The following is a 12093-nucleotide window of genomic DNA, read 5'->3' as shown; positions in this document are numbered from 1 at the left end:
CTGTTCCCCGCATGTGCGGGGATGAACCGGTGCAGAGGCTCTTTCCGCATTATGGTATAAACTGTTCCCCGCATGTGCGGGGATGAACCGCGCCACAGCCCGCCGATTTACCGCTGGAAGGTCTGTTCCCCGCATGTGCGGGGATGAACCGGCATTGCTGCTATTCCGTCCGTATTGGACTTGCTGTTCCCCGCATGTGCGGGGATGAACCGCAGCCTCTACAGCCGCCCCTAGCCCCATAGACCTGTTCCCCGCATGTGCGGGGATGAACCGGGGTGCATATATGTGTGATGATACTTTGGCATCTGTTCCCCGCATGTGCGGGGATGAACCGCGGTGAGTACCATCATTGTTAAACAGCTTTTCCTGTTCCCCGCATGTGCGGGGATGAACCGATCACACGCGCATACGATGCAGCGCCGTGGGTCTGTTCCCCGCATGTGCGGGGATGAACCGGTATATGTAAATGCCTAATGAGCCGATTGAGGCTGTTCCCCGCATGTGCGGGGATGAACCGGCGTCGCAGGGCCTGCTTGGGATCCCTCGGGCCTGTTCCCCGCATGTGCGGGGATGAACCGCTACCTGTAGAGGTTTCATCGTGGTTTCCTGCCTGTTCCCCGCATGTGCGGGGATGAACCGGCGGCCCGCGTACAAAAGCTGCCGTTGGTGAACTGTTCCCCGCATGTGCGGGGATGAACCGCTCCGCCAGCGGATCGAGGCGATCCTTTCGTGCTGTTCCCCGCATGTGCGGGGATGAACCGTGATACAACCACGGGACTGGAAACAACCGCCACTGTTCCCCGCATGTGCGGGGATGAACCGAAATCCGCAATCCTCGCCCTTGTCCCCGCATCCTGTTCCCCGCATGTGCGGGGATGAACCGACTATCCTAAACGCCGCGATGACCAGAAGCTCCTGTTCCCCGCATGTGCGGGGATGAACCGCAGCCCAAGAAGGTCACGTGTCAACGCCTGAACTGTTCCCCGCATGTGCGGGGATGAACCGCTGTACGGCAGCGATAGCACGCGGGCTTGGACCTGTTCCCCGCATGTGCGGGGATGAACCGCATGGGATTGCCGTTTTGCAGCCCGCGTTTGACTGTTCCCCGCATGTGCGGGGATGAACCGGTTCATTATTGCCGGTGACTGGTCAGGTTCGGCTGTTCCCCGCATGTGCGGGGATGAACCGTGTCAACGCAGCTGGCCAAATGAGCGTTCGGCCTGTTCCCCGCATGTGCGGGGATGAACCGTATAGAGGCGTCTGAACAACAGCCTGCGACGACTGTTCCCCGCATGTGCGGGGATGAACCGCCGGTGTTTACGCAATGCGTTTCCCGTCCATTCTGTTCCCCGCATGTGCGGGGATGAACCGAATTTGGTATCAAATCCGCGTCAGAAGGTGACCTGTTCCCCGCATGTGCGGGGATGAACCGGCTGGCTTAGTGACGCCCTCCGCCGTTAGTGCCTGTTCCCCCGCATGTGCGGGGATGAACCGGGCAGTCCAGAACACGCGCTGCGCCTCGGGTTCTGTTCCCCGCATGTGCGGGGATGAACCATGGGCAGCACAGGCGGCACAACAATGATTGCACTGTTCCCCGCATGTGCGGGGATGAACCGGGGTGCCGGTCGATCAGGTTCTCGGCCACTACCTGTTCCCCGCATGTGCGGGGATGAACCGGTCATGGATCGGATCGAGCGGTCCGTCAAAAACTGTTCCCCGCATGTGCGGGGATGAACCGCGCTTGCCGACTACATCAACGAACGGGGCGTCCTGTTCCCCGCATGTGCGGGGATGGACAATCCCGCCACTTCCGTGGCAAATTTTTCAACTGCCGTTCTCAAAACGTGAATTCTTGTTTGAGATATGCAATTTCGTTGAGTGAGGCGGCAAACTTACAAACCGTACTTATGGGAGTGATGTCAAAAACAGCAATTTTCAACCGTCATGTGGTATTTTTTGTGGTATGTATTTTGTGGAAGTTTTTATTTTTGTTTTAAATCAGCGCATTGATGGCTTCATTCTAAGGACTCTCGCTCCGCCATTTCATGTATTTTTATTGATATTTTTCAATAACTTAGATGAATGGCGTGAAATTTCATCCCCCACCATATCCCCCAGACCATTTTTGCGTCACCCAAAATCCGATTGGAAGTGACCAGCTTTTTCAACACCGGATAGCATCAACTTTTTATCTCCGAAGTGGCCGCGCGCAAATTTTGCTACCCCGCCCGGTCCTGTTTTGAAGGCGCTGGGGTTTGCACCTCCCCCGGGCCTTAGGCCAAATCCTCTGAATTGTGGATGCGTGCAAAGTGCAGCCCACTCCGGTACTCGCGCCGATAGCCCCAAAGATTTGCCGCCCCCCCTTGCCGTTTCGCGCTTTAGCCATTCGCATCGCTTTACGCCCGCGCGCGCAAGGGGGCATCCAATCTTTCGGACCTTAGGCGTCAGCACCAATGGTCCCGTTTGGCGTGATTGCTAATACAGTTTTTTTGCTGGGGGGGGCATCTGATGTCCTAGACCTATGCGCCGGGACCGTATCTTGCCCCTTCGTTCGCAGCATTAAGCGACCAAATAAGGGGGTAGGGATTCTTGCATGCACAAGGTTTTCTCCGGTCAGCGCACTATCGTTTCCACCGCGCCCTTCCAAAGCAGGGACACATTTATCAATGTTCAATCCAAGGTAAACTTGACGTTAACGGGAATGATACTTAGACGAAATCTACTAAGATGGTTCGGAGGAGTATCCAATGCGGAAAATGGTGCAGCGTGCAGCAAACTACATCTGCAAACGCAAAATTGACCGATTGTTGCCCGGCGTCATGGATGATTTGCAGGAATACGGAAAGAAATCCGGCACCACAGGTACACAATTCATCACCCTTTGGATGTCAATTAATGCCATCCAAAAGTACCACCCCAACTGGATCCTCGAAAGCGGGACCGGCTCCTCGACCCTTGTTCTGGCTGCCCTAGTCAAGAAGCTTCGGAAAGAGCATCCAGATTATCAAGGCAACATTGTCAGTATGGAAAGCGTGCCCGAATGGTTTGACGTGGCGACGAAGAACCTGCCCGAGAAATACAGGGATGTGGTCGAAATAGTCCTTGGCCCAAGGCAAAAATTCGAGATGGCGATGTATCGCGGCTATATCCATTCTAACATTCCGAAACACGACTACTCTTTCGTTCTGATTGACGGACCAGCCTTTACCGACGAGTCTGGAGTCGCATTCTGCGCTGACATCTTCCATGCCATGGACATCTCATCTGCCCCTGTGATGCACGGAGTGTCAGATGGCCGTGCTTCGACGGTTATGGTTATCCAGCATCTATATGGCGTGAGCGCCGCGCGCTACTGGCATGGTCTTTTTGCCGCGCGCTTCTCTTTGCCACGCATCGACTTTCGCAATCCCGATTTCATCACCCCCAAAGATTTTGCGACATCGCTTCTTGGCCGATTGGATTTCGTCAAGTTTCGGCGCTAAAGTCCTGCCGCAATCCTTTCGGTATTTAGTTTAAACTGTCGGGTCCCTAAAGGTCTATGCGCCCTAGCGGACGCAGTGGGCTAAGCTTGTCAAACGGCCTTGTGCGTCTTAACGCGCCCATGATGCAGCCCCATCCCTTGCCAGTTTCACCAGTGCCATCAGGGTGCGCCTGTTTTGCTCCACCGCCTGCGACCTATCCCCATGCACCCAAGCCCCATTCGCGGGGCCAGTAGGCGCACCACCGCCCGCGCCGTGCATCCGGCAAACCTGCCAGCCGCGTTTTGCCGGGGATTTGCAGCGATTGCCCGTTGCCTTGGCTTTGGCTGTGCATCTGGGCGCGGTATGGGCGCTGTGCATGGGGTTGGCGTTAGTTTTCATTACTACCCCGCCCCCCATGCGTCACCGCCCCCACAATCGCTTGCCCGCCTGCGTTGACGGTCACATGCTCCACCGTCACCTTTTGCTGCCCGCCAGTGCGGTAGCGTTTCAAGGCCTCCATCTGCGTGGCATAGGTTCGGGCCAGCTTGTTCAATGCCCGTTCGGCGGCGTCTTGCTGGGGAATGTTCTCCACATGGTTTAACCGCCGGGCCATCATCATAGTGGCTTGATGGATAGCGCCCATCTGCACCGCCAGCATGGACTCTATTTCATCACGCGGCTGGACGCCTCGCACCACCGACAACAGGAAATTGCTTGCGCCTTCGTCTATCTTGCGGCCCTGCGCGCCGATTGTTGCGACCTGGCCTTGTATGCCCTCCCAAAAGCTGGGGTCGCATGTGCCGAGGTCTGCCATCATCAGGATATGCGCCAACGCGGTATCGTCATGGGTAAAAGCGATTTGCAGCACCCCATCCACCATTTTGAGTTTCATCGGGGGGCCATCTGCCCGCGCCGCCTGCTTTGCGGCCACCGCCTTGATACGGTCCATTTCCTTGGCTTTGGGGGCGTATGGTTTCACCGCGCTGGGGGCAGCTTTGGCTTGGATTGCTTTAGCTTTGGTCATAGCGGTATTTCTCCATCTGATGTTTTGCGATGATGTAGCACAGCGCGCCACAGCAAAGGTCGGCCACGCTATCGGCAATCACGGGCCAAGAGCCGCCCGCGTTCGGTATGTCGCCCAGCAGTTCCTTTGCCACCCAGCCGACAAACACAGCCACCACCAGCAGGGCAGTGGCGCGGAATAGGGCAAGGGTTGCGCCGATTAGGATATGGGCCATCTGCCCGGTCGCAATGATGTGCCAAAGTGGTGAAGGAGCTGGGCCAAGGTCGGATTGTGCCAGCTGGGCGGCGGCGGTTTGGATCCAGTCAAACATCCCTCTAAACTCCCTGCCTATGGCTTGATGTATATGTGTCATAAAAAAACGGGGTGCGCCTTTGTGGTTTGGGTGCGAAAGCGCCCAAGTTTTTCGGACGCTTTCTTAGTTTTTGCCGCCCTTAGCGGGTTGAGTGTCCTAATTATTGGGGCGGGGCACCTGATTTTCTGGACGGGGTTTTGTTTTTCCCTGCCACGCAATGAAACCCTTTGCTGCGGGTTTTCCTTGCAAGGGTTCTTCTTGGAGCGCGTACTGCGCCGCTTGCCCAATGCCAGAGGGACCAAGATGGCCCCCCTGCGTTGTCATAATAAAGCCCCGCTCGGCCAGTTCCCTAAAATAGCCTGTCACCGTATCCTTGGTAACATTCAACGCCTTTGCCGCGTCCCTTTGGCTTAGAAAAAACTGCCCGTTGTTTGTGCCGTTAAACCTCCGTTTCAATTCGATGTAGAGGGCGCGAGGGCCGGGTTTCAGGCTGGCCCACGCCTCGGTCGCTTGCAGGTATTCGGAAAGCTGGACGTGACGCCCAGCCCCCCTTTTTTGCGCTTTGTATGGTTTGCGCCCTAAGGCCATTGCAGGGCCTCGCCAAAGTGCAGATCGGCTAGGACAAGGGCCATTGATGCCCCAGACCCATAGCGCCGCCGTATGCGCCGTATTTGCATTTCTTTGGCATCATGCGCAGGAGTGCGCCGGGGTTCTGGGGCCATCATGCTGCCCCCACAGATACGCCGCTTACAAGCGTGTAGAGGGCATGGTAGCCGGGATATGCCCCGCCGTGCGGTTCGCGTTCGGTTTCGATAATGAAACCCATTTTCCGCAAAGAGTGAACATGCGCGGCAAGGCGCAGCGCAGGGCTTTCTAATGGCGTTATGCCTTTCTTGCCCGCTAGGTGCAGGCGGTGAAGTGTTTGGCCGATACGCCCAGACAAAATGAAACGCCGGGGGCAATCGCCGCCCAATAGGGTGACGTTAATGTTCATTCGAACCTCATTGAAAGTTGAGGCGCGGTTTGATACGCTGAATTTGGATAGACTGCCCAGCGCCCGCGCCTTTTGTTAAAGAAGGCGTGGGTGTTGGTTTATGCAGCGCCGCGTTGGGCTAACCATTCGCTGATTTTGCTTTCCGGCCATGCAACGGCTTTGCCTGTCAATTTGACGGGGCGGGGAAAAGCATTTTTTGACATCAGATTGTAGATGGTCGAACGGGAAAGCCCGGTCAGGTCTTCTACTGCGCGGCGGCGTAAGTGCCTGTCGGCTATTTTGTGTCGCAATTTTTCGGACATAAAGCCCCTTTCGAGTGTTTTTGCCTTTGCGATAATTCGCAGGCCATGCAAGAAAAGGGTCGGAAACGCGAAACCAATTCGATTCCAAACCCCAGTAGCCTTTGGTGCCTGCAAGCACCATTGGCGGCTACTCCCGTCCAAACAGGGCCGGGGAGTTCCAGTCTCGGTTGTTATCTGTGGTGGTTCAACGGCCTTTTTGCTTTTCTCCACAGAATTTTCGTGGCCTGTGGGTGGTTATTATTTTTTTTGCAAGATTATTCGTTAAGTATTTTGTTAACAAAAACAATATATTATGACCCTAACTTAAGGCGGTATCTTATGGCCTGAGCTTGAAAATTTCACCCGCCTCTTGTGCCAAATATGCCGCCCACCCCTCCATCATCTTGCGCCGTTTGTCGAACACATCCGAGCGCGCATAGGCTGCCTCGGCCTTGTCTTTGATGGTATGGGCTAGCGCGGCCTCGGCCACTTCACGGGGGAAATTGGTGCGTTCCTGCGCCCATGTGCGGAATGACGTGCGAAACCCATGAACATCAGCGTCAAAGCCCAGTTCTTTGACCAGCTTGGAAAGCGTCATATCAGAAAGCGGTTTGCCCGTTTTGGTGCCGGGGAAAACCAACCCATCGCCATCGGTTAGCCCCGTGGATTCGGTCAGTATCGCCACAGCGCGGGGCGCTAGGGGGATGCGATGGTCACGCTTGGCTTTCATCCTGCTGGCGGGGATGGTCCAGCAAGGGGATGCGCCCAAATCAATCTCGGCCCATGTAGCGCCGCGCGCTTCGCCGGAACGGGTCGCAGTGAGTACCAAAAACTCCAATGCCAACTTGGTGGATAGCCCAGCGTTCGACGCCTGCACCACCTTTAGACAATCGGCCACCTCGGCATAGGTCAGGGCTTTGCGGTGCTGCTGTAGGCTCTTATCGCGCTTAGGAAGGGCCTCGGCAATGGATTGCGCGGGGTTGTCTTGCCGCCACCCTTGAGCAACGGCCCATTTCATTACCGTGCCGATACGTTGGCGCACCCGTGCGGCGGTTTCGGGCTTGGCGGTCCAGATCGGGGTCAGCACTGCCAAAACGTCCGAAGTCGTTACCTCGCCCACCTTCAAAGCGCCGATGCGCGGGAAGGTGTAGGTTTCGAGAGTGCTTAGAAATTGCGCGCCGTGTTTGGCGTTGCGCCATGTGGGAAGGTGCAGCGCGTGAACCTTGCGCGCGGCTTCTTCAAAGGTCAGCACGGCCTCGGCTTCTTTTTTCGCCAGCATGGGGTCGCCACCCGAAACGGCCAGCTTGCGGTTTGCCAGCGCCGTTTCGCGCGCCTCGGCCAAAGATACCAATGACGGGTTGCCCAAGCCCAACTCGCAGCGCTTGCCGCGTATCGTGATGCGCTGCACCCACTGGCGCTGTCCGTTCGGTTGCACCCGTAGGAATAGGCCATGCCCGTCAAAATACTTGCCGGGGTCTTTGACGGTTTTCACGAATTGCGCCGTTAGCGCCTTTTCGGGGGTTCGAATTCCTTTGGTCGCCAATTATCAATCCCCCAGCCTATCCCCCACTATAGATAGGATAACACGGGAATCTTGGGGAACATAGCGGAAAGAAAAACTGTGTAAGGCTTTTGAATCATTAAACTATGGGTCATTTAGTGGAACGTCTCGGAATGTGTTGCGGCAGACTCTCGCTCCGCCATGCAGTTTGACTCAAAAAATATTATTACTGTTTGAAATCAAACAGTTAGATCGACCGTGACGGGCGGAGATCAACACTCCCCCTTATTTTGCTACCCTTTCTGCACCACATTTTGCACTACAGTGCGGATTGTAAGGTGGTCAGGAATGTCAAAACCTGTGTTGCGTAGGAAAACCTGGTATCTTAAACGGCGCGTCCCGAAGCGGTATGCGCAGGTCGAGCCCAGGCCGGTTATCTGGGATAGTCTCAAAACGGATTCTTACAGTGTCGCCATGCAAAAGTCGGCGGGCGTCTGGTTGTCATACATCGAGGGTTGGGAAGCTCGCCTTGCCGGACGTGATGATGATGCGGGAGTAAAGTTTCGAGCGGCGCAGCAACTGGCTGCAATCCAAGGCTTTCAGTTCCTATCGATGGATAAGGTTGAACAAGCGCCTTTGGAGGAAATCATGTTGCGCGTGGAGGCGTCGCGCAATGCGAATGGCGCGCCCGACGCAGCAGTGGCCTCTGCGTTATTGGGCGCGGTTGAGGCGCCAAAGCTGAAGCTATCCGGACTTGTGGAACATGCCGAAACACTGGCTGCACATGACAACCGTTTCAAAAACAACGAGCAAATGCGATTGTGGCGCACTCCTCGCCAGCGCGCAGTAAACAACCTGATGTCAGCTTTGGGCAAGGATATCGCTGTTGCTTCCATTGGCTCGACGGAAGCGCGGGCATGGAAAAAATGGTGGAAGGCCAGAATAGCGCGGGAAGGGCAATCATCGGAGACGGCGAACAAAGACTTTACGTATATGAACGGCATGCTTGGGCGCTTTTATGAAGATCTCGAACATGAAGACCCGCCGCGACCCTTTGCCGGAATATCTATTCGCGACCGTCATGCAAAGCCGTCGCAGAAACTTGAAGTGCCTGTCGACTGGATCGTTGAGAAATGGTTCGCACCGGGCGCCCTTGATGGACTCAATGAAGAGGCGCGCGATATTCTTCTGATCTCCATTGAAACGGGATGCCGTCAGAACGAAATTTACAATTTGCCGTCTTCAGCAATATGCTTGAACAACCCAATCCCACATTTACGTATTGCGCATGAAGCCTCGGACGATCCTGATGAGCGGCGAGAGGTGAAGAATTTGTCGTCGCATCGGGAAATACCATTGGTTGGCGTCGCCCTGGCAGCGGCCAAGCGGCATCCTGATGGTTTCCCCAGGTATAGGAACAAGAGTAGCTACAGCGCTTCAGTCAACAAATACCTTCGTGAAAATGGCATGTTGCCGGTTGGCGTCACTATCGGCGGCACCAGACACAGCTGGGAAAGCCGGATGAAGCGCGCGGGCTATCAAATGGATGATCGTGGAGAACTGATGGGCCACTCGCTCAAAGCGAGCCGCGGGCGCGAGACATATGGCGACAGTATGAGCCTAGCCGACCGACTTCTTATTGCGCAGGAGGTCATGCTTTCCACGCCCGAGCATTTCATCTGAGAGGGGCTCGTAAGTGGTTGCAGAACCGGTGGCGGTGCCAGTGACGGTCAATTCGGGTTTGGTAGATAACCCCCGTCCGGAACCTTCGCGAGATTGGCAGCAAGGAATGCGGCCTCGATCAACAGGATCGGTGCGAGGACCACCATGGCAACGACCTTTGGGAGGCCCCAGACACGGTGCAGCATGAGGTAAGCAAGCACCGTCGTGACAATCATGCTGCCACTGACCGCGATGCCATATGCCGCAGCCAAAGCTGTTGAGGTCTCAAAGGAAAGGACCAGGATTACGACCCCTTCTTCTGCGGTGGGGCGCAGCGCCTCGCGAAACGCATAGAGCGGACTTGTGCCGATGTCGCCGTAAACGATGCCAACTGCGCCGAGTGTCAAGGCCGCGGTCCGTTTGGGGCGTTGGGTGACTCCGTTGTGGCCTTGCAGCGCTGTGGAGGCTTCATTCTGCGATAGCATCACTTGAGTCCTTAAAAAAAGCTCAGCATTGCGAAGGTGCCTGCCGCAAAAATGGCAAATACGATTGCTGTTGAGACGAGACTGGCAACCACGCCGCCAGTAAGCCACACCCCATCATGTTCACCCAGACCAAGCGCCAAAGTGATCACCGACACGGCTGGCAGGGAATTGGCAAAAGGAATGGGGAGGAACATGAAAATGGCCATCACGAGGCTGGTCAGTCCGACGATCCTTTCCGCCACGACCCGCGAAAACGGCCAATAGCGCGGCCGCGCCATGCGCTCCACCCATTCGATCCAAGGAACGGCATGGGTGACAACCCGGGTGAACGCGCCGTGCTCTATCGAACGTTCGTTCAGAACCTTGGGCAGCCAGACAGCAGGGCGCCCAAGGACCAGCTGAAACGCGATGAAGATAAGCGGCAATCCCGTAATGACAGACGATCCTGGAATGAAAAAGAACACGTTCGGCAACGCGAATAGGATCATCAGGGGCACGAAACTTCGTTCCCCTAACGCGGTGACAAGATCGCCTAGCGAAATCCGCTCGCCCGTGCCCTCATCGAGTTCCCGCAGGACATCAGAAAGCTTCTTCGCGGGTGCGCCTTTGCCAAGTGGCAGTCCGGAGGACAGAGTGTTCATTCGGCTTTGACCTGAACAATGGGGGCAGAAGCAGAACTGTCAGCCGTAGCGCGGGTGCGCCACAAAGACACGACGATGCCACCAATCAGAATAGTTATCGTAATCCCCAGTGAAATCGAAGCTGGCACTTTCTCCAGACCCAGAATTTCGGCTGCAATGACCTTGCCTCCGATGAAGATCAGGACCAGCGACAATGCTGCTGGAAGGTAGGTAAAGCGATGGATCATGGCAGACAAAGCAAAATACAACGCCCTAAGACCGAGGATGGCAAAGATGTTTGATGTGTAGATGATGTAGGGATCCTGCGTAATAGCAAAGATTGCGGGGATCGAGTCGACGGCGAAAATCACATCGGCCAGTTCGACCATCACAAGCGCCAGGAAAAGCGGCGTCACATACAATGCCACCTTGCCGGTTTTGGCGTGCGGCACGTTGACAAAAAAGCGCTCGCCGTGCAGATCGTTGGTCACCCGGAACTTGGCCCGCATGAAGCGAAGCACGGGATTGGCCGCAACATCGTATTCTCCACCACCCGACATCAGCATCTTGATGCCGGTAAAGATTAGAAACGCCGCAAAGATCAAAAGAACCCAGTCGAACCGTGCGACCACCGCAGCCCCAAGGCCGATCATGATGCCGCGCAAAATGACGACACCGATGATTCCATAGACCAGCACCCGATGCTGATAGGCGCGCGGCACTCCGAAATATCCAAAGATCATCGCGATGACAAAGATGTTGTCCAGTGCGAGGCTTTTCTCCACCACAAAGCCGGTCAGATACTGAAGCGCCGACGCTTGGCCCAGAAAGTACCAGACCCACAGCGAGAACAGTAATCCAATGCTGATGCAGAAGGCTGACAGCATCAGGCTTTCGCGCACCCCGATTTCGTGGGATTTGCGTTGCAACACGCCAAGATCGAAGATCAGAAGTGCCAGAACGAGAAAAAGAAAACCAATCCAGCTCCAGACAGGTTTTCCCAAGAAATCAACGAAAAGTAGGTCCATGTTGCCAAAACTCCGAAACAGACGGTTGACGGGTATTCGAAAGTCTCATTCACCCAACGCGCCGTGGCTTCAGGAGCAAACCTTGACCCAGCACATTTGAAGTGGCATGCGGCAAATTGGCGCGCAACACCTGCCAGAGAAATCTATTTTTTGAATGCGACCTTGATTTTCTACTGTCGCAACAGGGACGGGGCGTTCACATCTAGGCAGGCGATTAGCCGCCGATCTATGTTCCGATAATCGCAATGATCGGTGTGATTGCCTGGCGCAGCAGGTTACCAGCCGTCTTGGTCCCTAGCCCACGCGCGTCACCAAAAGCTTGTCGATGCGGCGACCATCCAGATCGACCAACTCGATTGACCATTTATGCAGATCAAGTCTTTCAGCGACCTCTGGCAGCCTGCCGACCTTCTCAAGGACAAATCCGGCCGCAGTCTCGTAATCGCGATCCTCGTCAAGCTCCAGCGACAGCAGGTCGGCGAATTCGTCTACTGGCATCCAGCCTGCGACAAGGTATGATCCGTCGGCGCGGGTGACGACTTTAGGCTCGTCGGTTTCGCTGTCCGGGAAGTCGCCGGTTATGGCCTCCAGAACGTCCATCGGCGTGATAATACCTTCGAAATTACCATATTCGTCATAGACGAGCACCATATGCGCGGGTGCTGTGCGTAACCGGTCGATGACCCTTGCAGTTACCCATAAGTGTCTGGCGGCGACGTTGCGATGCGGGCTCCCTCGACGAGAT

General features: G+C 55.7%; 12 protein-coding genes and 1 CRISPR repeat array. Of the genes, 2 read left to right on the top strand and 10 right to left on the bottom strand.

Going from position 1 to position 12093, the window contains the following annotated elements; genetic code table 11:
- A CRISPR array of direct repeats spans positions 1 to 1799; the repeat unit is 29 nt; unit sequence CTGTTCCCCGCATGTGCGGGGATGAACCG.
- Positions 1800 to 2747: 948 nt separating this feature from the next.
- The gene (locus ACEN2J_RS15940) at positions 2748 to 3482 is read left to right on the top strand and encodes a hypothetical protein (RefSeq protein WP_442107102.1); all 735 of its coding nucleotides are present in this window, start codon (positions 2748 to 2750) and stop codon (positions 3480 to 3482) included.
- A 108-nt stretch (positions 3483 to 3590) separates the two neighbouring features.
- Here the strand turns inward: ACEN2J_RS15940 and ACEN2J_RS15935 are convergent, their stop codons facing one another.
- From ACEN2J_RS15935 to ACEN2J_RS15910, 6 genes are all read right to left on the bottom strand, one after another.
- On the bottom strand, positions 3591 to 3860 hold the full coding sequence (locus ACEN2J_RS15935) for a hypothetical protein (RefSeq protein WP_442107101.1): 270 nt from the start codon (positions 3858 to 3860) through the stop codon (positions 3591 to 3593).
- Positions 3850 to 4485, bottom strand: a complete 636-nt coding sequence (locus ACEN2J_RS15930) for a hypothetical protein (protein ID WP_442107100.1) — start codon at positions 4483 to 4485, stop codon at positions 3850 to 3852. Before ACEN2J_RS15930 ends, ACEN2J_RS15935 begins: the two co-directional genes overlap by 11 nt.
- Positions 4472 to 4795 (bottom strand): hypothetical protein, encoded by a 324-nt coding sequence (locus ACEN2J_RS15925; RefSeq protein ID WP_442107099.1) that lies wholly within the window; start codon positions 4793 to 4795, stop codon positions 4472 to 4474. The genes ACEN2J_RS15930 and ACEN2J_RS15925 overlap by 14 nt, the downstream gene beginning before the upstream one ends.
- A gap of 703 nt (positions 4796 to 5498) precedes the next feature.
- Positions 5499 to 5771 carry a winged helix domain-containing protein gene (locus ACEN2J_RS15920; protein WP_442107098.1) on the bottom strand — a complete coding sequence of 91 codons (273 nt, stop codon included), beginning with the start codon at positions 5769 to 5771 and terminating at the stop codon, positions 5499 to 5501.
- Positions 5772 to 5869: 98 nt separating this feature from the next.
- Positions 5870 to 6073 (bottom strand): helix-turn-helix transcriptional regulator, encoded by a 204-nt coding sequence (locus tag ACEN2J_RS15915; protein WP_442107097.1) that lies wholly within the window; start codon positions 6071 to 6073, stop codon positions 5870 to 5872.
- A 316-nt stretch (positions 6074 to 6389) separates the two neighbouring features.
- The gene (locus ACEN2J_RS15910) at positions 6390 to 7595 is read right to left on the bottom strand and encodes a tyrosine-type recombinase/integrase (RefSeq protein WP_442107096.1); all 1206 of its coding nucleotides are present in this window, start codon (positions 7593 to 7595) and stop codon (positions 6390 to 6392) included.
- Positions 7596 to 7901: 306 nt separating this feature from the next.
- On the opposite strand from ACEN2J_RS15910, the gene ACEN2J_RS15905 reads away from it, so the two are divergent.
- Positions 7902 to 9236, top strand: a complete 1335-nt coding sequence (locus ACEN2J_RS15905; RefSeq protein WP_442107095.1) for a hypothetical protein — start codon at positions 7902 to 7904, stop codon at positions 9234 to 9236.
- 47 nt (positions 9237 to 9283) lie between these two features.
- Here ACEN2J_RS15905 and ACEN2J_RS15900 read toward each other — a convergent pair whose 3' ends face one another.
- The 4 genes from ACEN2J_RS15900 to ACEN2J_RS15885 form a co-directional block, all read right to left on the bottom strand.
- Entirely contained in the window at positions 9284 to 9700 is a 417-nt protein-coding gene (locus ACEN2J_RS15900; protein ID WP_442107094.1) for a KUP/HAK/KT family potassium transporter, read from the bottom strand.
- A gap of 11 nt (positions 9701 to 9711) precedes the next feature.
- Entirely contained in the window at positions 9712 to 10341 is a 630-nt protein-coding gene (locus ACEN2J_RS15895; protein WP_442107093.1) for an exopolysaccharide biosynthesis protein, read from the bottom strand.
- Positions 10338 to 11348, bottom strand: a complete 1011-nt coding sequence (locus ACEN2J_RS15890) for a TerC family protein (RefSeq protein ID WP_442107092.1) — start codon at positions 11346 to 11348, stop codon at positions 10338 to 10340. The genes ACEN2J_RS15895 and ACEN2J_RS15890 overlap by 4 nt, the downstream gene beginning before the upstream one ends.
- Before the next feature lie 294 nt (positions 11349 to 11642).
- Positions 11643 to 12093, bottom strand: a 451-nt coding sequence (locus ACEN2J_RS15885) for a transporter associated domain-containing protein (protein ID WP_442107091.1), incomplete at its 5' end; no start/stop codon positions are given.

Origin of the sequence: Pseudorhodobacter sp. W20_MBD10_FR17 (genome assembly GCF_052119765.1) — a bacterium.
In the GTDB taxonomy this organism is placed as follows: Bacteria; Pseudomonadota; Alphaproteobacteria; order Rhodobacterales; family Rhodobacteraceae; genus Pseudorhodobacter.
Note: the sequence above shows the minus strand (reverse complement) of the source record. Positions and strands in the feature narration are given on the sequence as shown.